Raw genomic sequence first — 23,784 nt, 5'->3', positions numbered from 1 at the left:
TTAGATTCCTAACAGGACGATGGAGCGCGGTTGTAGGCTTACTGTACCCATCGTGGGTGAGGGCTGAGACACAACGACCGCATCGGGAAGGTTAAATCCAGCCATGAACGGCAGCCTGGTAGACGGCCTGATAGCGATTCTTGGCTTGCAGCTTAGCAAGACTGTTATTGATGTGGAATTTTACTGTACTTTCGCTGATGTAGAGCTGAGTGGCAATGTCGCGATCGCGCAGCCCCTGGGCCAATAGCGCCATAATTTCGCGCTCACGCTCCGAGGGGCGAGGGGAGCCTGGGGCCACGGCAGGCTCGACTAGCTGCCCTGTGTGCACCTGACGCACGACCTGACGCAGCTGGGCGGCGGTGATGGCCCAGTCAATAGTGGCGGCAACCTGGGCTGGAGGCGGGCTGGAGGCGGTGACCCGCACCCAGAGCACGCGATCGGCGACCCTGGCCACGGTTTCGCTATCGGTAATTACGACGGCCTCAGGCTCTGAGGGGTCGCACACCGTCAGCCCGGCGCGGTAGGCCAGGCAGGTAAGCGCTGTCTGCACCAGGGCTTCGCGGCACTGAATGCTCACGTTGTCGCCCGGCTCCTCGCTGCTGTAGGGTGCTTTCAGCCTGAGCTGCACCATTTGCTGCTGAGGGCCGGGTTCAGTGTCTAGGCTACCCCCGAGGCAGGTGGCCATAAATCGGAGCTGGTGGCAGCGCGATCGCCAGTGCCCGACCGCATTTTGCGGCTGACTCGCCACAGAGCCAGCTTGGGCAAAAGTCGCCTGAGCCGGTAGGGCTACGATCGCCTCCAGGCTAACGTCAGTAGCTCCGTACACCAGCCGGGCGTAGTCACAGTGAAACTCATTGAGCAGCTCACCGAGGCGTAGAAAAAGGTAGCTCACCGAGTCGAGCAGCGGCGTTTCGGTACCGACCAGGGCCATCGTGGTCGTCGTCAGCAGGTGGGCCAGCTGGTCAGATAGGGTAGGGCGGGCGGTTAGGCTGGTTTTGCGCCCCGCTGGCCGAGCGTCTATCTGAAGGGCGGCATCGAGGGCGATGGTCGCCGTCATGCAGAGCACCTGCAGCACTTCTAAAAATTCTGCGGCCATCGGGCCGTGGCTAAAGGTAGCCAGCACGCCAATGACGCGATCGCCCGTCATCAGCGGATAGCCCGCAAACCCTTGAATATTGTTGGCGATCGCCCAGTCGCGGTCTTTGACCCAGGCCTCTTCCGCCAGACGATTGCTGAGAAAAGGTACCCGGTTTTGAGCGATTTTACCTACCTTGTAGGCTCCCATCGGTACCCTCGCAAAGGATCCATTAGTGTGGGTGTATAGCCCAGACGATGCGACCAGGCGCAGCATAGTTGTATCGGATTCGACCACCCAAATGCGGGCAAAGGCACAGCCAAACTGGTGCACCAGGCCATCGGTAACGATGCGGGCAATGGTCTCGACCTCAAGACATCCCGACAGTCGCTGGGCGATTTTGTTGACCCGCTGCAAATCGAGCAGCAGTCGGGCCTGGCTGGGCAAATTAACGCTAGGGCTATCCACGCCTGCGGGAGCAGCTCTCACGAGGTCTCCTGACATTTCTCTGCCTATAGGGTGAATTGAATCGGGTCAACACTCTGTATCCGTTGACACGCCTGCGTACTTTTATCGCCAACTATCCCGCTCAGGCCCTCTAGACGGCGGTTCAGGCGATTGGTTTCATTCCAGAGGCGATCGCCTCCAAATCCTGATTGTTTTGTCAAGGCTTGGTAAACTTTCTAACCATGTCTTGGCTAAATTTACGTATTTTTTGTTAGAACATGGACGGAGTATGAACCGCACCTGGCTGCGAGTTTGCCCGCGAGTTACCCGGACTGTGCATCTGCCTCTCGTAAGTAGTTAAAGCCCCCGTTTCGGAGAAGCAGATGAAGGAGAAATTCATAAGCGTCGGCCTTGGGGTCGGTGCCGCCTTGGCTCTGGGTGTCATGTGGACAGACTCTGCTCAAGCGTTTTCCCTTAACAGCGCCGTAAGCGTTGAGAATATCCTCAGAGAGCCTGGAACCACAAACGAGATTCCCTATACAGGGGACGTTATCTTTGATCGTGGTCCTACCGATGTGGTGGTTGGAGCAGGCCGTGAGCTGACTCAATTTGGCGGCCTTTGGGATATAGACCTGGATGAAGCCTCCATTCGATTTACCCTCACCGATCAGGTGCAGTTTAACAATGTCACCTCCGGGGATGATGTTTATAGCTTCTTGGCACCCGATTTTGGCGCTCTAGGCCAAAACTCTTTGATCGGGTATAAACTCGTGCCGCTGGGAAGTTCTGCCTTTCTTCAGAATCCATTGGTCAACATACTGGCAGGTAATCAGCTAGAAGTTATTTTCCGGCTAGGTTTTGCACAAGATTTAGCCTCAATTCCACGGGGAGGTCTGGACTTCAGAATTGATTTGGTGATAGATGAACCTACCCCTGTCCCAACTCCGGTGCTGCTGCCTGGGCTGGTGGGCATGGGTGTAGCGGTACTGCGCAAACGGCGTCATGATGACAGCCACGGTCCTTAGCCACAGCGGCTAAGGACCGTGGCTGTTAGAGGTTGCTGTCTCACTCGCACCGCCCTTGAAGCGATCTTTGGCCAAAGTAAAGGCTTCTCTCATCGCGGCCTGAATTTTTTGCGGATCGGGCTTTTTGCCGCCCATCAGGTCGCCAAAGTAGACGCAGGCCCCTTCGCCCAGGGCCCAGGTGTAGGCGGCGGCCCAGGAGGCGGCAATCACGCTGCCAAAGCCGGGAATAAACTTGACTAACTCGCGCCCGACGGCCTGGGCCAAGAAGCCGCCCGCGATCGCGCTGATCAGCCCGCCCGCCTGGGAGGGGCTGAGGGTTTGGCCGTAGAGCTTACCCAGCAGCCCCACCATCGAGACCTGGAGCGCCGTCAATACGGGCATGGTGGCAAAGGGCAGGGGCACCGCGGCCAGGGTGGCGGCCATCACCGCGAAGGCAGAAATATAGTGTCGTCCCACGTCACGATACAGGTTGCCCAGCTGATCGGCAGCCTCGGCCTGCTCGTCGAGCAGCTGGTACAACGCCTGGGCTTCGGCCTCTGGCAGCAGATCGGCCAGGGCGTCGCGCAGGGCCTCCAGGCCATAAAATACCGGCTCAAACCCATCTTCGTCGAGGGTGAAGTCGATTAACACAGTGCGATCGACCAGGGCCTCAAAATTGGCCTGAATAGCGTTGAAGGGGCGCTGAACCGCTTCTAGGCCAGGGGGGTAAGGAGGATGGTCAGTCTGGCTGGGCGGGTAGACTTCGTGGGCCGAGGTGACGACCAGCAGGCAGGGCACAGTTGGAAACTGCTGTCGTAGGGCAGCCGCAACCTGTCGCAGCGTATCGGTAGCAAAGTCATTAATTTTGACGGTCAGAATCAGAATGCGGGCCTTGCTGCTGCTGTTGAGATCTTCGACTAGCTCGGCCACGATCGCATCGGTGGCCTGAACAATGTCGCCCAGGCCCACGGTATCGGTAAAAATCAGCAGGGGCAGGTCTTCGGAGGGGTAGGCGTAGCGCTGGGTATGCTGGGTATGGGGCTTAAAACCCTGGCCTACAATGTCAGCAGATATTCCGGTTAGGCCTCGCACAATCGAGCTTTTGCCCGCCTGGGGCTTGCCAATCAGCAGCGCCTCGGTGGTGGGCAACTGCTCACGCACCGCCGCTAAAATTTCGGCTACTCTGTCATCGTCAACGTTGAACCAGCGGCTGAGCTGTTGGGTAGGTCGCAGCTGGCTGGCGCGATCGCGCAGCTGTTGCCAAGCTTCCGTCAGCGGAGCAGCCCACGACGACTGATGTGGTGGTTGGCGATCGCCCATGCCCATCCTTTGCTGTGGCTTACCGACTATGGCTCATATCATGCCATGTCCTCATGCTAGCGCCCGGCGCTGCTGCTGCTCAGCGGGTCAGTCTGGGTCGGTTAGTCGTCGACGAGCACCGAGGGGTTGCCGGGTAGGGTAACGGGCTGCCTGGTTGTCGCTCGGCTAGACCGGCTGCTGCGCCCGTCGAGCTTGCCCTGGGCAATGGGGATTGTAAAGTGAAACTGGCTACCTTTGTTTTTGCCAGCCGACTCGGCCCAAATAGTGCCGCCCAGCCCTTCCACAATTTGACGACACATGGCTAAGCCCAGGCCGGTGCCGCCCGTGGTGCGGCGCAGCGCCCCCTCTTCTTGATAAAAGCGGTCAAACACAACATTTAGGCGACTGGGCTCAATGCCACGTCCGGTATCGGCCACGGTGACCTGTAGGTGGGTTGGGCTAGAGCGAGTGACCTGAATGGTAATTTTGCCGTTGGCGGGCGTAAATTTTTGAGCATTGTCGAGCAGCTTGGCCAGTACTTCTACCAGCCACTCGCCGTCGGCCCGCACCAGCGGTACCTGCTTGGGAATTTTGACGGTAATGCTGGGAGTTTCGGCGTTGTCCTGGCTGCTGTGGATGCTGCTGAGGGCTAGATCGACGCATTCTTGAATCGAAAGCGATTCCAAATTCCACTCAACTCGACCGCTCTCCAGCCGCGACAGGGTGAGAAAGTCTTGCACCAGCTTGCGCATGCGCTCGGCGTCTTCGAGGGCCGATTGCAGCATAATTTGCCGCAGCTCATTGGGCATGTCGGGTTCGGTGGCCAGGCTTTCGAGGCAGACCTGAATGGTGGATAGCGGCGTGCGCAGCTCGTGGCCGGTAATGGCAATCAGGTTGGCCCGGGTGCGATCGAGCGCGGCTAGCTGCTGGTTCAGGTCTTGCAGGTTGGTGTAGGCTTCAGCCTGAATGACAGCCACGCTGAGCTGGGTCGCGATCGCATCCACCAGCGCCGTATCGTCTTCGCTCCACTCGTAGGGCTCAGGCTGGCACTGGTGCAGCTCGATTAGCCCCACCAGTCGACCCTGGTAGGTGAGCGGCACAATTAGCCAGGCGCGAATCTGCCACCGCTCGAGCAGCGGTCGAATGGCCTCTAGCTCCTGACGAAAGGGCGAGTCGCGAGCCTGGGTATCGGCAATGGCAACGGTTTCTTTGGTGTCTTGAACGTAGTCAAACAGCGGGTTGGTGGCCAGGGGCCAGGTTTCGCCCAGCAGCGAGTCTACGGTGTTGTTGAGGTGCTGGTGGGCGATCTCAACCGTGGCGTCGGTGGCGCTACAGGGGTAGATCAGGCAGCGGCAGACCTGCAGCGCCTGGCCCAGCTCCTGGGCGGCTTTGGCAAAGATCTCGTCGGCGTTGAGCGACTGGCGCACGACTGAGGTAATCGAGTTGACCAAGCGTTCGCGCCGCTCCTGGGCCGTAATGGCTTTATAGGCCTTGAGCAGTTTGTACTGCCCCGCCTGCAGGTAGGTCACCAGACGCTGGGTAAAGGGGTCGGGGCCGCCGCTGCCGCCTAGTTGCTCAGAAGGGATGAGGGTAGGGTCAAGGTAGCGCTGGCGAGCGATCGCAACTTTGTCAGCCAGATTGGGGCGATACCCCACGATGCGATCGAGCAGCAGCCCCGCTGCTGTCTGGGTGACATAGCGATCTTGGGTCCAAATGCCTTCAAACCGACGGGTTTGGTCGAGGGGCGGCCCCTCGGTGGGCGGTACGGGCGATCGCTCCCGACAGATTAAGCAGGCGCTGTAGTCGCTGCCAACCACCACCAGGTGCCACTCCTGGGTGAGGGTATCGTCCGCTTCAAAGGCGATCGTCTCGTAGTTCTCTGAGCGGCTGACAAAACTGGTGCCCATAGCCGAGAGCACGTAAATCTGATCGGTGAGTTCGGCAATGCGTAGGTAGCGGTTGGCCTCTTGCAGATAAAACCGCTCCTGCTGAAAGCTGGCAATCACCAAAAACTTCGTTGTCCCCGCCAACACGTGATCTTCCATCGCGTGGGACAACGCGGTTAACGAAGTTTTGAAATAGAGACTGGGTCTCAGCTGAGGAATTGCGCTTAGCAATTCTTCCACTACAGACGTGGAATTGCTCATGGTTCAGGATGCGGAACCGTCGATTGATCAGGTTCTCTATAGGTGTTTGGGGTGAACAGGTGTTCAAGAATGAACCTAAAGGGAACCTGTTGGCATCGGCAGCAGGTACTCTCACATAGCCTACCAGGTGCCTCCTATGCCTAAAGCAGATTGTAACCATTTGCCAAAATCGGCATTCAGCCTGAGTTATATCAATTGTCCGTGCCTTTAGCACGACACCCCAGCGATAACAACAGCCCCAGCCGGTTCCTGAGCGAAGTCGATGGGCCTCAGCGAAGTCGATGGGACGGCTTTTTAGAGCAATCTTTGCCTGAGGTTTATAACCACTAAAAACCAAGCGCCTGAGTACTACACTCAGACGCTTAGTAAGGCCTACCTTTTTCTAAACAGAATGGCTAAGCAGGCCCTGTAGTTGAAGTTGGTTGCCCTCAACCTAAATTGGTTGGCTACATCACACCGGTCATGTCGGTGGTGTCCTTCAGAAAGCCGCTGTAGGCTTCCATGCCGTGCTCACCAATATCCAGCCCTTTCATCTCTTCCTCAGCGCTGACCCGCAGGCCCAACACTGCCTTGAGAATAAGCCAGAAAATGGACGACAGCACTACGGTGAACAAACCAATGGTCAAAATGCCCAAGATTTGAACACCCAGCTGAGCTAGACCACCACCGTAGAACAGGCCAGCAATACCTTCACCACCCTGGGTAAAGTTATTGGGGTTGGCAAACAAGCCGACGGCGAGAGTGCCCCATACGCCGCACACCAGGTGCACGGAGGTTGCGCCCACGGGGTCATCGATTTTGATGCTGTCAAAGAAGCCGACCGCAAACACCACCAAGATGCCGCCAATCAAACCGGCCCAGAATGCGCCGGCATAGCCAAAGACAAAGCAGCCAGCAGTAACCGATACTAGACCAGCCAAGATACCGTTGATGGTCATAGATAGATCCGGCTTGCCGCTCAATGCCCAAGAGACAAACGTAGCGGCCACACCGCCAGCTGCAGCACCCAGGTTAGTGGTCACTGCAATGTAAGGTACAGCCAAATCGGCAGCCAGCTGAGAACCGGGGTTGAAGCCAAACCAGCCCAGCCAGAGAATCAGACAGCCCAGCGTAGCAATGCTCAGGTTGTGACCGGGCAGCGCGCTGACCTGTCCCTCGGAGGTGTACTTGCCCATGCGGGGGCCAAGAAATGCGGCACCCATGAGGGCAGCCCAGCCACCAACCGAGTGCACAATGGTAGAGCCTGCGAAGTCGTGGAAGCCAAGCTCAAACAGCCAACCGCCGCCCCACAGCCAGTGGCCAGTGATGGGATAGGCAATAGCCGTCAGCAGAATGCTAAAGATGAGAAAGTCAACAAACTTGATGCGCTCGGCCACTGCTCCCGACACAATCGTGGCAGCGGTACCAGCGAAGGCAACTTGGAACAGAAAGAACGTATCTTTCGATAGGTTGAGCCCATCGGGGCCTAGACCATAGAGCTCGGGGGCACCACCGAGGAAGAAGCTCCCCCAGCCTACCCAACCGTTGCCATTAGCCCCAAACATTAGGGAAAAGCCAATGAACCAGTAGGCTAGGGTAGCCAGGGCAAAAACAATCAGGTTCTTGGTCAGGACGTTGACGGCATTCTTTTGCCTACAGAAGCCCGTTTCTAGCATGCCGAAACCGGCATTCATGAAAATGACTAGGAACGCAGCAACCATCACCCAAATATTGTTGAGGGTGACTTGCACATCCGCTGCGGTCAACTCTTCTTGCGCCTGAGCAGCGACTCCCCAGGTAGCCAAAATAATTAGCGTCAGAGGAATGCAGGCTACCCAAGCCCAACCGCCCACGCGGCCAAACAGACGCTTAATCGCCTTATCGAAGGGCGGCACGCTGGTATTCCAAAAACTGGCCTTTGACCGCTTTCGGAACCTCGAACGATTACGCAACACTAAATTAGACATCTCAACAGACGTTCCTTCAACACAATCAGACAGTGAACACGGCCTACCGTTTTTAGACCTGAACCCTCAGCCCCAGGGCGGCGAGACAGACCAGTATGGGAGCTAAGGCCCACAGAAAAGATAATTTCTGCGAACCGATACGCAAAAGCAGCAAGTCTCTACGGGTGGCTAACCTTAGCTAAAACACCCTTAGAAACCTACGCCAATCTGCCTGGATATTTTCAACATTTGTCAGGCAGAGGAATTCGCCTATAGAACGGAACAAATTGATTCCATCAATTCTGAGGCCGTCAATCTGTATCAGGCGATACATAGCACCCTGTGAAGGCACTACATTCCCCGGATTGCCCTGAAAATAAACCTCATTTTCATTGCGTGGAGTGGCGTGTGGAGTGGCGCGCCAGCGTCATGGGACTCGCCCTTAAAACATGGGGTTACTTAGCGATAAGTTAAATTCCTGCCCAAAAAATTCTTAAAGGAACATAGTCTTTGGCCGGTGCTGGCGATCCCTAGCCCTGATTTTGCAGATAGCGTTGGGGACCGAGGTGCTCAAGTTTTTGCTGTTTAGCCAGTACCGAGGCTTCTAGGTCGCGGCGATACTGGGCGACCTGGTTCAGTAAGTCGGGGCGACCGGTGCCCAAAATTTGCACCGCCAGCAGCCCGGCGTTTTTGGCGTTGCCAATCGCTACCGTAGCTACCGGAATGCCTGCGGGCATTTGCACAATGGAGTAGAGCGAGTCGAGCCCCTGCATGGTGCGGCTGACCACGGGCACGCCAATCACCGGCAGGGGGGTGAGGGCGGCGACCATGCCCGGTAAGTGGGCCGCGCCGCCCGCGCCGGCGATGATAACCTTGAGGCCGCGATCGCGGGCCGTTTGCGCGTAGGTGACCATGCGCTCTGGGGTGCGATGGGCTGACACAATGGCCACCTCATGGGCTACCCCAAACTCGGCGCAGACCTCAATGGCAGCCGCCATGGTCGGCAGGTCTGAGTCGCTGCCCATGATGATGCCAACTTCAGGCGCAACAGGGGCAGGAGCAACCGGAGGAGTAGCCATGGTCTTCTATGCTGTTAGAGAGTGCTTTCCCATCATGCCACCAGCGAGTTCTGGCCACGGTCGTCCAAAGAATTTCTCCAGGGCAATGGGGAAGATTGAGTTTCGTTGCGGAGCGGTTTGACGCAGCAAAACATCATAGAATTTTACAGAAGTTAGCAATCTCTAAAGCCCACCCATGACTGCCACCGACGATAAGACCGTAGTTCGTGAGTATTTCAACGCCACTGGGTTTGACCGCTGGCAGCGCATCTACGGCGATGGTGAGGTCAACAAAGTACAGCTCGACATTCGCAAGGGCCATCAGCGCACCGTTGATACCCTGATGGGCTGGCTAGAGGCCGATGGCAACCTGGCCGGGCTCACCTGCTGCGACGCGGGCTGTGGCGTGGGCAGTCTCTCCATCCCGCTGGCCCAGGCGGGGGCTCAGGTCTACGCCAGCGACATCTCCGCCAAAATGGTAGAAGAGGCGCGACAGCGGGCCGAGGTGGCGCTAGAGGGCAAAAACCTGCCCACCTTTGAGGTCAAAGACCTGGAGGAGCTAGCTGGGCGCTATCACACGGTAATTTGTCTGGACGTGCTGATTCACTACCCGCAGGACAAGGTGCAGGCCATGATTAGCCACCTGAGTTCGCTGGCGGAGTCGCGTCTGATCATGAGCTTTGCGCCCAAGACGGTTTTCTACAGCGCGCTGAAGAAGGTGGGCGAGTTTTTCCCCGGCCCCAGCAAGGCTACGCGGGCCTATCTGCACCGGGAGGCCGATATCATCAAGGCGCTGGAAGCCGACGGCTGGCACATTGAGCGGCGGGCGATGACCAAAACCCAGTTCTACTTCTCGCGCCTGGTAGAGGCGGTGCGCGAACCTTCAGCCAGCTAGATGAAAGGGCAACCATGACAACGGCTCGACTGTTTGTGGCGATCGCAGCCCTGCTAGGCGGTACCTCGGTGGCGGCAGGGGCCTTTGCCACCCACGCCCTCAGGGCTCAGCTCAGCGATCGCCTGCTGACCATTTTTGAAACCGGCGCTCGCTACCAGATGTACCACGCCCTGGCCCTGCTGCTGGTCGCCCTGGTGCTGGTTCAGGGTCTCGGTGCGCCGGGGCTGCTGACAGTCGCAGGCTGGGCTTTTGTCGCCGGTACCGCTATTTTCTCAGGCAGTCTCTACGCCCTGGCCCTGACCGGACAAAACCTATTGGGCGCGGTAGCCCCGGTTGGCGGTGCCGTGCTGATGCTGGGCTGGGGTTGTTTGGCGGTGGCGGCTCTAGTTGGAGTGGGTGAGTAGGGGCGTGGGTGCTTGGGTGCGTTGCAATGTGGATGAGTGGATGAGTGGATGGGTTTGAACCCACCTACCCGCTTACCCACCTACTACCCATCCACCCCCTGCCCCTACTTGCAAGCTATGATGAGCTACAGCGCTCCAGTTAGCTATGTTTGAATACCTAAGGCCGCGATCGCTGGCGACGACCCAGGAGGCGATTGAGTACCTGGAGCTGCATCAGGCGGCCCAGGAGTTTCGTCTGGAGCTAGAGCACCGGGCCAGCCTGGAGGAGTACTGCCAGTGGTATTACCAGGTGGCTGCCGAAAACCAGCGCGATCTTGAACAGATGCGATCGGAGCTGAACCTGTTGAGGTTATTTAACCGTCGCCCGGTCTGATATCCAATCCGAATTGCATCGCTCCAGTTCCAAACCGATGCCCTATGTAGGGGCAAACGGTATTTGCCCAGCCCAAATGGCTGTAGACAAAGCGGACTTAGCATAAGAACTCTGGCCTGAGCAACTCCTGCTTGACCGGGAACAGGCAACATAGAACCGCGTCTCGCTCAAATAGTTGAGACAGCCGCTCTACGGTAAATTTTTGACTTTTAAAGGCTTTCTAGCTCGTCGCGCTTGAGGTGAGCGCGCATAGGGCGCTTGGCTCCCTCAACCTCAAACTCAACCTGCACAGGAAAGTTGGGGCTGATGGGGCGGCCCTTGTAGTCGGTAAGAATATTGATAATCACACCCTCTAGGCCCTTGGCATCGAAGGCTTCGTTGCGGTGCAGCGGGTGGTGATAAAAAATTACGGATTCTTTGATTCGGACGCGATCGCCAACGTTCATAACACACACTCGCTCTTACTCAGTCCTCCCTAGCGCCTGGTATCCAGGTGGGAACTTGCTGTTTGCAACCCTCTTATCTTTGCACAGGATGGTCGCCTGCACGTGGGCGCGCTCAATTAGGTGGGGCTGTTTCCGGGCTGAGGGCCGTAGGGCTGCATGAGTTCGTCCATGCGCTGGGCCATAGCGGCCATTTCTGGGTTGCTGCGGGCAAGGGTTTGAGTGCGGTCTTGAAACACCTGGCCAATTTCGGTGTCGTGCAGCAGGTGGCGGGCCTGGTTGAGCAGCTCGGGGCCACGCTCCACGGGCTGGGGCTGCTTCGACATCAGCACTTCGTCGATCTGGACAATCAGCTGAGAAATAGGCCGCAGCCAGCTAAACTGCTCGTGGCTGAGCACCAGCCGCAGGTAGTCGCCCTTGGTCGCGATCGCGCCGTGGCTGGCTTCGTAGCGGTCTTTCTCAGCATCCATCAAAATCTTGTGGGCCTTGAGCAACAGCGGTCGAAAGTCGCGCAGCGGGGCAAAGGCCGGATCAGAGGCAGGGTTACCAACAGTCATTCAGCTCTCGGGCATGCTTGCAGTACTCTCTTCACCATTCCATGAAAGGAGGGGGATTTCAAGGGAAAGATGGGGCCATGATCTACGCTCTGGGGGGAGACAGCCCCCCTAGGGAGTCCGGGTTTGGTGTCACAATACGTTTACAACATAAGGTCTTTGCCTGGTTTATGGATTTCACCACCGTTCGCCCTGGTCAACTTGCAATTATTGCCAGCGATTTTGACGCTCGCCCCATGAGCTTCATTCAGGAGGGCGATCGCCTGGGGTATGAACCCGCCGTGGCGCGAGCGGTAGGTGAGGTGCTAGGGCTAGAGCCGGTGTGGTTTGATGTTGAGCCCGCCAAGTTTTACCCGACCCTGAGCACGGGCAACTACGACGTGGTGTGGTTTAGCCAAGCCATTACCCAAGACCGCCGCGCCTGGGCCGACTTTACCCGGCCCTACGGTCGCTTTGACGAGGCCGTGCTGGTGCGCGAAGACAGCCCTATCCATACAGTGTCAGACCTGGCGGGCAAGCGTTTGGCGGCCCTGGCCGGTGGTACCTCATTGGGGCTCGCTGAGGCTCTGCCCGACCTGGAATGGGTACCATTTACGGTGTCAGACCAGACCCGATCGGCTCTACTGCGCGCCCTGGCCCAACACGAAATTGATGCCCTGGTGGGCGACGCCCTGCCGTTGCTGACTGCCGAAGCCGATACCAACACCCTGCGAGTTGCCTTTCAGCTGCCCACCCAGCACCCCTTTGGCATTGGCGTATTGCCCGGCAACCGCGAGCTGCTAGAGGCGCTCAACCAGGCCCTCAACCAGCTCATTGTCAGTGGCACTCTGGCGAAGCTGTGGGCCCAGTGGATTCCCTATAAGCCGTTTCCGTTTTAGCGGCGGGTGAGCCGTTGAGCTGCTCTATCAGAGCCGTGGCCGCCTCCACCGGCAGGGGTTTAGAGAAATAGTAGCCCTGGCCGCCCTGGCACTGGTGGGCCTTGAGATAGTGGGCTTGATTGGCCGTTTCGATGCCCTCGGCCACCACCGTCAGGTTGAGGTTGGTGGCCAGGCTAATAATGGCTTTGACAATTTCATAGTCGCCCTGGCAGGGAGCTGGGTCGTGCAGGGTGGTCACAAACGACTTGTCGATTTTGAGCACGTCAATGGGAAAGCGATGCAGGTAGCTCAACGACGAATAGCCGGTGCCAAAGTCATCCATACAGACCTGGATATGGCGCTGGCGCAGCTGTTTGAGCAGATCAATGGCCAGCTGAGCATTTTGAATCAGCACGCTCTCGGTGATCTCAATCTTGAGCTGTCGCCCTTGTAGGTTATTGCGATCGAGGGCGTTGTCGATCTGCTGAATCAGATCGGGGCGTACAAACTGTTTGCCCGACAAGTTGACGCTGACGGTGAGCCGCTGGCTGATGGCAAACTGCTGTTGCCACTCGCTAATCTGGCGACAGGCTTCGTTTAGGGTCCAGAGGTCAAGGCCGGTAATCAGTCCGGTATTTTCGGCAATGGGAATAAAGTCTAGGGGAGGCACCAGCCCCCGCCGGGGGTGCTGCCACCGCACCAGGGCCTCAAACCCCTGAATTTCACCCGTGGACAGATTGACAATGGGTTGGTAATACAGCCGCAGTTCCCCATGCTCGAGCGCGCGACGCAGGTCGTTTTCGAGCTGCATTTGCTGCACGACCAGGGTGTGCATGGGGGCGTCAAAAATAGCGTACTCGCGGTTGCTGCCCTTGGCTTTGTACATGGCGATATCGGCGTCGCGCAGCACCTGGTTGGGGTCGGTATAGGTCTTAGAGCTGAGCGCAATGCCAATGCTGGCGTGGATAAAGACCTCGTGCCCCTCAAGCAGCACCGGGGCTTCGAGCATAGCGTGAATGCGCTGGGCCATGCTGATAGCGACGGCGGCATCGCTGAGGTCGTTTAGCAGCACCACAAACTCGTCGCCCCCCAGGCGGGCAGCCAGATCGACCGGGCGCAGGCAGTCTTGCAGGCGCTGGGCCACGATCTGCAGCAGGTGATCGCCCATGGCGTGACCCAGGCTGTCGTTGATAACCTTAAAGCGGTCTAGGTCGAGAAACAGCAGGGCAAACTGGTGATTTGCACAGCGTCTAGCCTGCGGCATTTCAGCAATGGAACCCGACTCGGAACGAGTATCTGTCCCGGAATCGCAGCAGGAGGTTGAGGGGGCATCTGGCGTTGGGCAGGCCGGGGCGGCCGGGGCCTGGCAATGGTGGTGCAGCTGGTCGAGGGCCTGGGCCAGCTGCTCTAAAAACAGCGCTCGGTTGGGCAGTCCGGTGAGGCGATCGTGGGAGGCATCGTAGCGCAGCTGGGCCTCTAGCCGCTTGCGCTCGGCCAGTTCGCTCTGGGCCTGGGCATAGAGCTCAGCCTGGTGAATGGCGATCGCCAGGTGGTCGGCCAGCCGCTTGATCAGTTTGACTTCATCCTCGCTCCAGTGGCGGGGACCAGGGCACTGGTGGACGCTCAAAATGCCTTTGACCACGCCCCGGTAGCGGATGGAGACAGCCAGAATAGCCCCGATCTTAAGCTCTAGCGCCAGGGCCAGGTTGGCAGCGAGAGCGGGCTCCTGGGTGACATCGTCGACAACTACTGGATCCTCCTGATGGAGCACCCGCTGGGCGTGGGGGTTGCCCTCAATCGGGATGACCTGACCCTGCAAACTGTCATAGCCGGGCACGCTGGCCGCGTTAGTGTGCACCAGATACGAATCAGTGGCCTGACAGAGAATCACCAGGCTGCGGCTGGCTTGAAACGTCTGCAGCATTTCGGTGGCGGCCCGCTGCAGCAGCGTGTTTAGCTCTAGGCTGTCGCTAATGGCCCCAATGATGTTGTTGAGCAGCTTTTCCTGACGGGCCAGGGCGGCGGTTTGGGCCAGTAGCTGGCTCTGCTGTAGGGCAATCGCAACCTGGTCAGCGAGCTGAGCCAGCAGAGCACTCTCTTTGGGCTGCCACAGGCGCGGGGCGCGGCAGTGGTGCACACACAGCAGCCCCCACAGCTCGCTGCCGCAGTTGATCGGTACAACCAGATTGGCCTGCACCTGAAAGCGAGCCAGAAAATTGCGGTAGCAGGGGTCAATATCGGCCTGACTAAGGTTGTCGATATGGTGAGTGTGGCCCTGGCGGTAGTGGTCGACCAGCTCTGGGGTGGTGAGAAAGCAGGTGTCTTGTATGGTCAGGCCCAGGGTGGGCTGCCAGGGTGGCAACACCGCCTCGACCACCATCGTGCCGCTGAGATCGGGGTTAAAGCGGTAGATCAGCACCCGATCGGTCTGCAAAAACTGCCTCACCTCGGTCACGGTGGTTTGCAGAATCTGGTCGACATCCAGCGATTGATGAATGTGCTGGGTGATGGTGCGAATCAGGCGTTCTTCTTCGGCCTGACGATGCAGGGCCTGCTGGGCCTCTACCAGGGGCGTAATGTCGGTCGCTACCGAGCCGAAGGTGGGGCCGTCGTCGCCGCTGCCCCTGATCGGAAAAAGCACGGAACGATAGACTTTTTGCTCATTATTGAGCAGCAGGGTGTCTTCGACGGTGAGGGGTGCCTGAGTTGTAGCCAGCTGCCGCACTCGCGCCATGAAGGTGTTGACCACCGGAGTCGGCAGCAGATCGGCAAAGAATTTGCCCTGGATATCTTGGGGGCTAAGGCCAAACTGGTCGGCGGTGGCCTGGTTGACCCGCAGATAGCGCCCATTGGCATCGAATAAATTGACCAGGGCTGGGGTGTTGTCGATAAAAGCCTGCATCTGCTGGTGGGCATCGACTAGTGCCTGCTCAGTCTGCTTGCGATCGCTGATGTCGAGCACAACCGCATCCCAGGCTGTGTCGCCATTGGCCAGACGCTCCGGGCGGCCCATGCCCTGTAGCCACTTGCTCTGCCCGGAGGGGGTTACCGTGCGCCACTCGCAGAACCAGGGCGTCAGGGTTTCGCTAGAGTGCTGAATCAAATACCACACCGCCTCGCGATCGCCCGGATGAACGGTCTGCCACAGCAGGGCTGGCCGCTGCTGGATCTGGGCTGCCTCGAGCTCCCAAACTTGAGTGCAGCCCTGGCTAACATAGGTGATGGTCTCTGCCCCCGAGGCGGCCAACACGTAGCGCAGCGCCACCCCAGGCAGGTTCGCCGCTACCTTTTGAAGACGGCGTTCGCTTTCTTTAAGGCGCTGATCGCTCTGGCGCTGATCGGTAATGTCTTGGCCGATGCTGGTAATGTGCTGGATGCGGTCATCGGCACTGACAGAGAGGGTGTTATTCCAGGCGATCAGGCGGCGATCGCCGCTGCGAGTCAAAATTTCGTTGACATGGTGGGTTGGGCACTGCCCCTGGGCAATCGCCGCTTCAAACAGGCTCCGATGCGACTGCTGCTGCTCAGCCGGAATGAACAGCTCAACCCAGCTGCCGCCCACAACTTCCTGGCGCTGCCAGCCCGTCAGGGAGAGCAAGTAGTCGTTGCAGAACAAAATGCAGCCCCGAGGATCGACCACCAGTCCTGCCAGAGACATCGTTTTGAGGACATCACAAAAATGCTGCTCAGAGGTCTCTAGCGGGCTGGGCTGGCCAGCTGCTACAGGCTGCTCATGCCCGTCAGGCGTTCCATGGTTGGGCTTAGTTGATATCCCATCACCGGTCATACATCAGGCTCTTAGGGGCAAAAGTGGCTTCAGCTTTCCATTCAAAAACGTCTCCGTGCAAAGCAGTAATGTCGCCTAAACGGTATTCGCAGCGGGGTAATCAACGCGGCTAGGTGTGTTTGCTGCCACCGGCCCCAGCCAGCCTGGGCGGCAACAGGTTCCTGAGGGTGGGGCAAGGCGTTCTCTTCAGCCTATTCTTCCCCACTGGGTACCGATCACTGAGGCCGTGATTCACAGCTCTTAATGCTCTCTATAGTAGCTGACCCAACTCAGCCCGCAGCTGAGGGCTGATGTCAGCCCCATACACGAATTTTGGCGCTGGCGCGATCGCGCCAGCGCCAAAATTCGGCTTCAACCGCCCAGGTTAAGCCCTGCAGTCTACATAAAAAATCTACATAAACTGCTGCCAGTTTTCGCTGCGGTAGAGGGCTCGCTCAGCTCGACGTCGCCGCTGCAAACCGGGCATCACGTTGCCCCCGGCGTAGACCCAGCGGCCAAACTCCTCTGAGGCTCCGGCGAAGTCGCCCGCGTTGTGCTTTTGCAGCAGGGTAGAGGTCTGAAAATTGCCGGGACCAACGTTGAAGGTAAACGACACCAGGGCCGAAAACTGATCGCTGGTGGGGGTGCGAGTAACCGCGTTGGCCACGGCCTTCTCGTACTTAGCCAGGTCGCGTTTAAGAATCTCTTCGGCCTCGGCGCGAGTAATGGTAAGGCCCTTATACACCTGGGGTGGCCCGGCGGCAGAGGTATGGCCGTAGCCAATCGTCCAGGGTTCACCGCCGGTACCCGGATCGGGGTAGGCAGTCAGGCTCAGCCCTTCAAACCCTTTGACGATTTCTAAACCAGCGGCATTGATGGTGTTGCCCGGCGGCGGCGGCGGCGGCGGCGGCGGCGGCATGGGCTGAGGTTCTGGAGCACCCGTACCAATAGACACCGTCATCGCGCGGGGGTAGTCGCTGCGCGTGAACCACGACTTGAGGCTGCCAATGTTCACCACCTGCTCTTTGGGATTGTTGCTGGATGGATACTTGGTGATGCGGGAGATCCAGTAGCCTCCCTGCATTAGATAAATTGCAATGTCTGTCTCTTTAATCCAGGTGCCCATAGAATCTCCCCGGAACAGGCGGCATACCAGGAATTTACAATACTTTCGCCAGAATGGGACACTTAGTTCCGCCGTTTTGGCTCCCAGACTAAAAAGTGCCGCCGCGGACTGGCCTCTGTAAACTTGGGTTAATGATCTGCAATCTATTTCTATCGGTGAGTAACAGTTAGGGCATTGACAAGGAACGTGTCAGGCAGACGGTTCAGTCGTTAAACTATTCAAAGGTTCACGTTTCTCCAAGCTCAATGTTTTTTCGGGTTGCAAATTTTTGCTATGGCTTTGCTCTCAGCAACCGCTGATCTGCCTTCTCGCCTGGTTTCGCCCACTATCCGTCGCTTGCCCAACGGCCTGACGGTGATTGCTGAGCAAATGCCTCTGGAGGTGGTCAATCTGAGCCTCTGGCTGCGGGTGGGCTCGGCGGTCGAAAGTGACGCCATCAACGGCATGGCCCACTTTCTAGAGCACATGATTTTTAAGGGCACCCAGCAGCTCCAGTGTGGCGAGTTCGAGCGCCGGGTAGAAGAGCGCGGAGCCTTTACCAACGCCGCCACCAGCCAGGACTATACCAAGTACTACATCACCACCGCTCCCCAAGACTTTGTGGCGCTGGCCCCGCTGCAAATTCAGATGGTGATGGCCCCACGCCTCAGCGACGATGACTTTGAGCGCGAGCGCCCGGTAATCTTAGAAGAAATTCGCCGCGCCGACGATAACCCTCGCCGCCGCACCTACGCGCGCACCATGGAGCTGGTGTTTGACCGCCTGCCCTATCGCCGACCTGTGCTCGGCCCCACGGCGGTAGTCGAAAACCTGACCCCGGCCCAGATGCGAACCTTTCACGGCACCTGGTACCAGCCCCAGAGCATGACGGCGGTGGCGGTGGGCAACCTGCCGGTAGAAACCCTGATTGCCACGGTAGCCGAAGGGTTTGAGCGAGCGATGGCCCAGCGCCGGGCTCTCGATGCCGCCAACTCGATGGAGCGGTTTAAGCCCCTGCTGCCTGGTGACCTGGAGGAGCCCTTTACTGAGGTGCGGCGAGCAGTACACCACGACGCGGCCCTGGCCCAGGCGCGGCTGGTGATGGCCTGGCGAGTACCAGGTGTGGCTCAGCTCGACGACACCTACGGCCTGGATATTGTGGCCTCGATTTTGGGTCGGGGGCTGACCTCGCGCCTGGTGCGCGACCTGCGCGAAGACCGCAAGCTGGTGACCAGCATTAGCTGTAGCAATATGACTCTGGCCCACCAGGGGGTGTTTATGGTGTCGGCCCAGCTGCCACCTGAGAATTTGGCGGTGGTGGAGGCCGCGATCGCCCAGCACATCCAGTCCATCACCCAAGCGCCGGTTAGCCCCGCCGAACTGCGCCGGGTGCAGACCCAGGTGGCCAATCGGTTTATTTTTGCCAACGAAACCCCCAGCGATCGCGCCGGGCTCTACGGCTACTACCACACGCTGACCGGTGACATTGACGAAGGCCTCAACTACCCGGCCTATATTCAAAAGCTGGGCGTAGAGGACGTGCTGCAGGCGGCCCAGAGCTACCTTTCGGCTGAGGCCTACGGGGTGGTTGCTCTTCAGCCTGCGGCTTAGGATTGGTCGATATGTGGACTGCGATCGCCCAGCACATTGCGGCTAAAACCGGCACCGCCTTCACCATTGTCGATAGGCGTTCGGTGGGGGGTGGCTGCATCAACCAGGCCTACCAGGTCAGCGACGGCAGCCAGTCGTATTTTCTCAAGCTCAACCAGGCTTCGCAGGTGGCGATGTTTGAGGCCGAGGCCCTGGGGCTGAAGGATATGTACGACAGCCAGACCATTCGGGTGCCCAAGCCCATCTGCTGGGGCACGGTGGATGGCTCGGCCTACATTGCCCTGGAGTGGCTGGAGCTGGGCGGCGGCAGCGAGTCCTGGGGCCGCATGGGCAAGGACCTGGCGGCAATGCACCGGGTGACCCACGAAAAAGGCTTTGGCTGGCACCAGACGAATACCATTGGCGCAACCCCCCAGCCCAACCCCTGGACGGCAACCTGGCTGGAGTTTTACCGTGAGCACCGCCTGCGCCACCAGTTTCGCCTGGCGGGCCGTCGCGGCGGTCGGTTTCCGCGTCAGCACGAGCTGCTGATGGCGCTGCCGGATTTACTGGCGGGCCACGACCCGGCCCCAGCCCTGGTGCATGGCGATCTGTGGTCGGGCAATGCGGCGGTGACGAAAGACAGCGAACCGGTAATTTTGGATCCGGCGACGTACTACGGCGATCGCGAGGTAGACATCGCCATGACCGAGCTGTTTGGCCGCTTCCCCGCCGCCTTCTACGAAGCCTACAACGCCGCCTACCCGCTCGATGCTGGCTACAAAACCCGCAAAACGCTCTACAACCTCTACCACATCCTCAACCACTTCACCCTGTTTGGCGGCAGCTACGAGTCGCAGGCCAACCGTATGATCGACCAGCTATTGCGGTGAGGTGTCAGGCGAACTTGCGGGCGCTGTAAGCTCTTGCATAAACTGCACCGATCGCTCCAGGGCGAGCTGTCCGGCCTCGCTGGCCAAGACAAATTGATACTCGTGGCCCAGCCCAGGCTCGTGGTCGGAGGGGAAAAACAGCGTTTCAACCGGGACGCCCAGCTGCTCCAGCTGCTCCGCCAGCGCGGTCGAATGGGGCAGCAGCGGATCGGCATTGCCCGCCGAAATGAACGTGGGCGGAAAGTCGGCGGTGACGTAGTCGCTCAGGTTGGCCAGGGCAAAGTAGTCGTTTTCGGCAAAGTTGCGATCGCCGCTGTAGGCCCACAGCACGGTGGTCATAAACTGCCCAAACGGGCCGCTGAGGTTGACCGATCGCACGTTGTAGGGGCCGCAGTAAAGCAGCATGCCGGCGATCTGGTCGGGAGTGACCGCCGGGGTGAGGCCGAGCTGCTGGGCGTAGGCGGGTTCGCTAATCGCCACGGCCAGCTGAGCCGAAATGTGCGACCCGGCAGAGTCGCCCGCTAAGAAAATGCGGTTGGGGTCAACGCGCAGGCGATCGCTGTTTTCGACCAGGTAGCCCAGCGCCTGGTTGACCTGGCGAATGGGCGTGGGGAATTTGGCCCCTGGCGCAATGGAGTAGTTCACGCTCACCACGGTGAACCCCTGACCGGCCAGCACCTGGGCGTAGTGGCCGATCTGGTCTTTGTCGCCGGAGATATATGCTCCCCCGTGGCTCCACACCACCGTTGGCAGCCTCTCGCCCTCGCTCAAACTGTCGGGGAAGTAGACATCGAGGTAGGCATCGCGGCCTGGGGCGTAGCGCTCATCTAGCACCGCTGCCACACCCTTGGGCAGGTAGGGTTCTAGCGCTTCAGAAACCTGTTCAGCCTCGGCATCAAAGGCCCGGCGAATGAGCAGCGCCGAGGGCCAGGGGCTGAGCCGAAAGGCGGCGTAGGTGCCAGCGCCAGCGAGGATGATTAGCCCCAGGGCAGAGGCCAATCCCACAGCTATCCCTTTCCCGTAGCGCTGTAATCTGGATCCCTTTGAAGGTTTGGTCATGGGTCTGTAGTGCGCTCGCCAGCCACGACCATAGTACCAAGGCCGATTCTGGGGCTCAATTCAGGATGGCCCTGCGGGCAAGAGCCTATTCGCTGACTTTGACCGACGAGATAACATAAGTTTTCTTAACCTCAGGTCACTGCCCTAGCCCTGGGAGCTTACAAGTTTCCTATAAAGAGGCCATAGCCTACCCTAAGCGGGTTGCGTGCTGACCCAATGTCTGAGTGTGAAGAAATTGGCCAGGTTAAGCCTGAAAAAGACCGTTCACCGCTGCGATCGCTAATCTTTCAAGAGAGCTTGCCATGATAGTCTTGTCGCCCAGCCGCTGGTTGCTCCCACGCTTTAGCCGGGGATGGCGCGGGCTGAGCCTGGCTCTATCTACAGCCTTGGTTGTGCTGCTGGGCAGTGTGGCCGCGATCGCCAGCCTGTCAACCTACGAGCTGGCCCAGGCCCAACCCTTCAACCAAATCGCCACCTATCCGGTGCAGCCCCTGCCCAGTTCCCCCAACCTGCGGCCCAACGGGGCCTGGAACGGGCGGCTGATCTTACCCAGCGCAGCAGAGTACGCGGCTGACCCCGGCGACTGGGCCTGGTTTGAGGTGTGGCACGGCCCGACCCCGGAACTGGTGGGCCAGACCCTTAAGCTGACCTGGAAGCCCAGCGACCTGGCTAAAACCTATGTCGACACCGTTACCCGTGACGTTGCCTTTAGCCCCCAGGCCGAGCGCTTTTTGGCCAATGGCAACCTGGTGCCGGTGCGGCTGAACGGGCGTAGCCAGGTTGGCCCGCTGCAATCTTTGGCCGGGGCGCGACCCAACGACGATGTCACCGTGCGGCTGGCGGAAAGCGAGCTGGTGACTGAGGCTGGTCAGCCGGTGCTGCAAACCAGACTGGAGCCGATTCAAATTACCGGGCGCGAGTACGGCCTGGTGAAGATTTTGGGGCCAGATCCGAACGTCAACGCGCCCCTACCCACCGAATGCCCTGGGGAGGCCCCCTGCCCCACCGAGTTTTTTCGGGTGCAGTTTTACGATGGGGCAACCCGAGACTTTACTGGCCCCACGGGCACGATTCGCATTCCCCAGCAGCCGAGGGTAAATGGCGATCGCTTTTTCTCCAATCTGCGCGAGCTCGACACCTCTCCGGCAGGGGCGGCGGGCTGGTACATCTACGGCGCGCGCGATGCGAATGGCGTATTTACTGTGCAGGCGCTCAAGCCCCGCCGCCTGGTGCAGCTGATGCCCGACCGGGTGGTAATTGGCCGCGAGCCGGGGTTTAAGTACATTGACCGACAAAACTGGCGCGATACTCCCCAGCGCCAGGGCACTTTGCAGCGGGTGCTGGTCAGCCCCGACGGCGGTAGTTCAGATGCGGCTCGCGATCGCTGGCAAGAGGGCGACTACGCCCTGGTGATTCACCTGTTTGGCGGCATTGGCGGCGAAAATAGCGAATTCATTCCGGCGGGAACGGTGACGGGCCACTTTGCCTACGGGCTGGCGCGGGTGGTGCGCGAACCGATCGCAGACGAGCTGCAGTTTGACATTCAGTACCAGCAGATCTATGCCCACAACTCGCCGGGGGTGCTGTCGGGCACCCAGGACTGGAGCGGCTACATGGGCGACATGCAGCGGGGCTGGCTGGGCATTCGCCCGGTGTCGGATGTGGTGGTGAAGCTCGACGCGTTTGTCGCGCCCTTTCAGTTTGGGGAGACGCGCATCTCGCTGTTTCGCGAACTGCTGATGCAGACCCAGGTGCTGGCCGCCCGCTACCGCACTGGCGATGGCACGGGGGTAGCGGGCGTTACCCCGGCCACCTCCTGCGTGCAGGACTCGAACCAGGCGCTGTTTATCGCCATGCAGCAGGTGCGGCGGCAGATTGAAACCCACCCAGAGATTGTCGAGTGGATTCGGCAAAACCCCGACAGCCCCGAGGCCCTGCGCGCCCGGCAGTTTGTGGCCCTGGGAGCCGATCTGGAAGCCATGCTCGTGCCCTACGGCGTAATTCGGCCCGACTGGCGCAACAACGCCGAATCGCTGGCCGGCATCGCACCCAGAGGCGACTTTGTTAGCAATACGGGGCTGCTGAGCGGGGCGCTGAGCTGGCAGAGCATGATGCCCCGCTGGGCTCACGATGAGGTGGCGCGGGTGTTTCTGCGCCACGGTGCCCAGCTCTGGTTTTTGCGCACCAACATGGTGGGCGGCCATGACCCGCTGGTGAAGCCAGTGCCGCCCACCACCCTGCTGGGCGGCATTCCCTTTTTGGGGCGAGGAGTGCAGCGCCTGGTGGATGGCCTGACCACGCCGATCGCCTGGGGCGACGTGCTGCTCACCCTCCTGCTCCTGGCCCTCTATGCTGCCCTGGCGGTTCCCTTTGGGCTGCAGAATCGGTTTTTGGTGCGGCAAAATGCCATCGATAGCCCGGTGCGCTTTGGCTTGCACGCTCTGGGCCTGTTTTTTATGCCCGCCCTGCTAGAGGAAATCGTCTTTCGGGTCATGCTGCTGCCCCACCCCAACGAGGGCATACCCGGTGGGCGGTGGCTGCTGTGGGCGATCGCCAGCCTGATTCTGTTTGTGCTCTACCACCTGGTGCTGGGCAAAACCCTGTATAAAGCCGCCAACGACACCCTCAGCGATCGCCGCTTTCTGATTTTGGCTGGCTGGCTAGGGCTATTTCTGACCGGGCTGTACTGGATCACTGGCTCCCTCTGGCTGTGCGCGTTCCTGCACTGGGCAGTAGTCTTAGGGTGGATCTACGCCCTCGGCGGCAAAACCCGCCTGCCCCACACCCGCCGCCGCCAGCGCCCTTCCTCGCCAAAAGCAGAGATAAAACCAATTGAATTAACCCCCTAAACCCCTTTCCCCCTTCGACTCCGCTCAGGGACCGTCCACCC

At 59.3% G+C, this 23,784-nt stretch carries 18 protein-coding genes; 8 read left to right on the top strand and 10 right to left on the bottom strand.

Features of this window, described 5'->3' with window-relative positions; all coding sequences use genetic code 11:
• Nucleotides 1-91: 91 nt before the first annotated feature.
• Nucleotides 92-1,564 (bottom strand): LuxR C-terminal-related transcriptional regulator, encoded by a 1,473-nt coding sequence (locus ACQ4N7_RS03290; protein WP_430710200.1) that lies wholly within the window; start codon nt 1,562-1,564, stop codon nt 92-94.
• A gap of 341 nt (nt 1,565-1,905) precedes the next feature.
• On the opposite strand from ACQ4N7_RS03290, the gene ACQ4N7_RS03285 reads away from it, so the two are divergent.
• Nucleotides 1,906-2,547 (top strand): PTPA-CTERM sorting domain-containing protein, encoded by a 642-nt coding sequence (locus ACQ4N7_RS03285; protein ID WP_430710199.1) that lies wholly within the window; start codon nt 1,906-1,908, stop codon nt 2,545-2,547.
• Nucleotides 2,548-2,556: 9 nt separating this feature from the next.
• On the opposite strand, the gene ACQ4N7_RS03280 is transcribed toward ACQ4N7_RS03285, so the two are convergent.
• The 4 genes from ACQ4N7_RS03280 to purE form a co-directional block, all read right to left on the bottom strand.
• Nucleotides 2,557-3,846 carry a GTPase family protein gene (locus ACQ4N7_RS03280; protein WP_430710198.1) on the bottom strand — a complete coding sequence of 430 codons (1,290 nt, stop codon included), beginning with the start codon at nt 3,844-3,846 and terminating at the stop codon, nt 2,557-2,559.
• A 101-nt stretch (nt 3,847-3,947) separates the two neighbouring features.
• Nucleotides 3,948-5,972: a DICT sensory domain-containing protein gene (locus ACQ4N7_RS03275; RefSeq protein ID WP_430710197.1), complete on the bottom strand. Its 2,025-nt coding sequence runs from the start codon at nt 5,970-5,972 to the stop codon at nt 3,948-3,950.
• A gap of 446 nt (nt 5,973-6,418) precedes the next feature.
• A complete protein-coding gene (locus ACQ4N7_RS03270) occupies nt 6,419-7,918 on the bottom strand; it encodes an ammonium transporter (protein WP_430710196.1) in 1,500 nt (499 codons plus the stop codon).
• 509 nt (nt 7,919-8,427) lie between these two features.
• The gene (purE, locus tag ACQ4N7_RS03265; protein WP_430710195.1) at nt 8,428-8,976 is read right to left on the bottom strand and encodes a 5-(carboxyamino)imidazole ribonucleotide mutase; all 549 of its coding nucleotides are present in this window, start codon (nt 8,974-8,976) and stop codon (nt 8,428-8,430) included.
• Nucleotides 8,977-9,151: 175 nt separating this feature from the next.
• Here purE and bchM point away from each other — a divergent pair, with 175 nt between their 5' ends.
• The 3 genes from bchM to ACQ4N7_RS03250 all read left to right on the top strand — a co-directional run bounded on the left by bchM (nt 9,152) and on the right by ACQ4N7_RS03250 (nt 10,627).
• Nucleotides 9,152-9,850, top strand: a complete 699-nt coding sequence (bchM, locus tag ACQ4N7_RS03260) for a magnesium protoporphyrin IX methyltransferase (protein WP_106871838.1) — start codon at nt 9,152-9,154, stop codon at nt 9,848-9,850.
• 14 nt (nt 9,851-9,864) lie between these two features.
• Nucleotides 9,865-10,254, top strand: a complete 390-nt coding sequence (locus ACQ4N7_RS03255; protein ID WP_430710194.1) for a DUF423 domain-containing protein — start codon at nt 9,865-9,867, stop codon at nt 10,252-10,254.
• Nucleotides 10,255-10,399: 145 nt separating this feature from the next.
• The gene (locus ACQ4N7_RS03250; RefSeq protein ID WP_430710193.1) at nt 10,400-10,627 is read left to right on the top strand and encodes a hypothetical protein; all 228 of its coding nucleotides are present in this window, start codon (nt 10,400-10,402) and stop codon (nt 10,625-10,627) included.
• A gap of 209 nt (nt 10,628-10,836) precedes the next feature.
• Here ACQ4N7_RS03250 and ACQ4N7_RS03245 read toward each other — a convergent pair whose 3' ends face one another.
• Together ACQ4N7_RS03245 and ACQ4N7_RS03240 are read right to left on the bottom strand one after the other, a co-directional pair.
• Nucleotides 10,837-11,073, bottom strand: a complete 237-nt coding sequence (locus ACQ4N7_RS03245; RefSeq protein ID WP_430710192.1) for a ferredoxin-thioredoxin reductase variable chain — start codon at nt 11,071-11,073, stop codon at nt 10,837-10,839.
• 116 nt (nt 11,074-11,189) lie between these two features.
• Entirely contained in the window at nt 11,190-11,627 is a 438-nt protein-coding gene (locus tag ACQ4N7_RS03240; RefSeq protein WP_430710191.1) for a hypothetical protein, read from the bottom strand.
• Nucleotides 11,628-11,794: 167 nt separating this feature from the next.
• On the opposite strand from ACQ4N7_RS03240, the gene ACQ4N7_RS03235 reads away from it, so the two are divergent.
• Nucleotides 11,795-12,502 carry a substrate-binding periplasmic protein gene (locus ACQ4N7_RS03235; RefSeq protein ID WP_430710190.1) on the top strand — a complete coding sequence of 236 codons (708 nt, stop codon included), beginning with the start codon at nt 11,795-11,797 and terminating at the stop codon, nt 12,500-12,502.
• On the opposite strand, the gene ACQ4N7_RS03230 is transcribed toward ACQ4N7_RS03235, so the two are convergent.
• Together ACQ4N7_RS03230 and ACQ4N7_RS03225 are read right to left on the bottom strand one after the other, a co-directional pair.
• A complete protein-coding gene (locus tag ACQ4N7_RS03230; RefSeq protein WP_430710189.1) occupies nt 12,441-16,268 on the bottom strand; it encodes an EAL domain-containing protein in 3,828 nt (1,275 codons plus the stop codon). The genes ACQ4N7_RS03235 and ACQ4N7_RS03230 overlap by 62 nt on opposite strands.
• 391 nt (nt 16,269-16,659) lie before the next feature.
• On the bottom strand, nt 16,660-17,373 hold the full coding sequence (locus tag ACQ4N7_RS03225) for a lysozyme (RefSeq protein WP_430710188.1): 714 nt from the start codon (nt 17,371-17,373) through the stop codon (nt 16,660-16,662).
• 273 nt (nt 17,374-17,646) lie between these two features.
• Between ACQ4N7_RS03225 and ACQ4N7_RS03220 the strand changes: the two genes are divergently transcribed.
• Complete coding sequence (locus ACQ4N7_RS03220; RefSeq protein WP_430710187.1) at nt 17,647-18,963, top strand: M16 family metallopeptidase; 1,317 nt, start codon at nt 17,647-17,649, stop codon at nt 18,961-18,963.
• Nucleotides 18,964-18,974: 11 nt separating this feature from the next.
• Nucleotides 18,975-19,835, top strand: coding sequence for a fructosamine kinase family protein (locus ACQ4N7_RS03215; RefSeq protein WP_430710186.1), 861 nt, complete (start codon nt 18,975-18,977; stop codon nt 19,833-19,835).
• Here ACQ4N7_RS03215 and ACQ4N7_RS03210 read toward each other — a convergent pair.
• Nucleotides 19,824-20,894 carry an alpha/beta hydrolase gene (locus ACQ4N7_RS03210; RefSeq protein WP_430710185.1) on the bottom strand — a complete coding sequence of 357 codons (1,071 nt, stop codon included), beginning with the start codon at nt 20,892-20,894 and terminating at the stop codon, nt 19,824-19,826. The genes ACQ4N7_RS03215 and ACQ4N7_RS03210 overlap by 12 nt on opposite strands.
• Before the next feature lie 302 nt (nt 20,895-21,196).
• Here ACQ4N7_RS03210 and ACQ4N7_RS03205 point away from each other — a divergent pair, with 302 nt between their 5' ends.
• Nucleotides 21,197-23,743, top strand: coding sequence for a CPBP family glutamic-type intramembrane protease (locus ACQ4N7_RS03205; protein WP_430710184.1), 2,547 nt, complete (start codon nt 21,197-21,199; stop codon nt 23,741-23,743).
• Nucleotides 23,744-23,784: the final 41 nt, after the last annotated feature.

This window comes from Nodosilinea sp. AN01ver1 (genome assembly GCF_050565655.1).
In the GTDB taxonomy this organism is placed as follows: Bacteria; Cyanobacteriota; Cyanobacteriia; order Phormidesmidales; family Phormidesmidaceae; genus Nodosilinea.
Note: the sequence above shows the minus strand (reverse complement) of the source record. Positions and strands in the feature narration are given on the sequence as shown.

What these genes read in the sequence shown, in the direction of transcription:
- ACQ4N7_RS03285 (WP_430710199.1), top strand. Translation starts at nt 1,906, where the DNA reads ATGAAGGAGAAATTCATAAGCGTCGGCCTTGGGGTCGGTGCCGCCTTG.
- ACQ4N7_RS03280 (WP_430710198.1), bottom strand. Translation starts at nt 3,846, where the DNA reads ATGGGCGATCGCCAACCACCACATCAGTCGTCGTGGGCTGCTCCGCTG.
- ACQ4N7_RS03275 (WP_430710197.1), bottom strand. Translation starts at nt 5,972, where the DNA reads ATGAGCAATTCCACGTCTGTAGTGGAAGAATTGCTAAGCGCAATTCCT.
- ACQ4N7_RS03270 (WP_430710196.1), bottom strand. Translation starts at nt 7,918, where the DNA reads ATGTCTAATTTAGTGTTGCGTAATCGTTCGAGGTTCCGAAAGCGGTCA.
- purE (WP_430710195.1), bottom strand. Translation starts at nt 8,976, where the DNA reads ATGGCTACTCCTCCGGTTGCTCCTGCCCCTGTTGCGCCTGAAGTTGGC.
- bchM (WP_106871838.1), top strand. Translation starts at nt 9,152, where the DNA reads ATGACTGCCACCGACGATAAGACCGTAGTTCGTGAGTATTTCAACGCC.
- ACQ4N7_RS03255 (WP_430710194.1), top strand. Translation starts at nt 9,865, where the DNA reads ATGACAACGGCTCGACTGTTTGTGGCGATCGCAGCCCTGCTAGGCGGT.
- ACQ4N7_RS03250 (WP_430710193.1), top strand. Translation starts at nt 10,400, where the DNA reads ATGTTTGAATACCTAAGGCCGCGATCGCTGGCGACGACCCAGGAGGCG.
- ACQ4N7_RS03245 (WP_430710192.1), bottom strand. Translation starts at nt 11,073, where the DNA reads ATGAACGTTGGCGATCGCGTCCGAATCAAAGAATCCGTAATTTTTTAT.
- ACQ4N7_RS03240 (WP_430710191.1), bottom strand. Translation starts at nt 11,627, where the DNA reads ATGACTGTTGGTAACCCTGCCTCTGATCCGGCCTTTGCCCCGCTGCGC.
- ACQ4N7_RS03235 (WP_430710190.1), top strand. Translation starts at nt 11,795, where the DNA reads ATGGATTTCACCACCGTTCGCCCTGGTCAACTTGCAATTATTGCCAGC.
- ACQ4N7_RS03230 (WP_430710189.1), bottom strand. Translation starts at nt 16,268, where the DNA reads ATGACCGGTGATGGGATATCAACTAAGCCCAACCATGGAACGCCTGAC.
- ACQ4N7_RS03225 (WP_430710188.1), bottom strand. Translation starts at nt 17,373, where the DNA reads ATGGGCACCTGGATTAAAGAGACAGACATTGCAATTTATCTAATGCAG.
- ACQ4N7_RS03220 (WP_430710187.1), top strand. Translation starts at nt 17,647, where the DNA reads ATGGCTTTGCTCTCAGCAACCGCTGATCTGCCTTCTCGCCTGGTTTCG.
- ACQ4N7_RS03215 (WP_430710186.1), top strand. Translation starts at nt 18,975, where the DNA reads ATGTGGACTGCGATCGCCCAGCACATTGCGGCTAAAACCGGCACCGCC.
- ACQ4N7_RS03210 (WP_430710185.1), bottom strand. Translation starts at nt 20,894, where the DNA reads ATGACCAAACCTTCAAAGGGATCCAGATTACAGCGCTACGGGAAAGGG.
- ACQ4N7_RS03205 (WP_430710184.1), top strand. Translation starts at nt 21,197, where the DNA reads ATGATAGTCTTGTCGCCCAGCCGCTGGTTGCTCCCACGCTTTAGCCGG.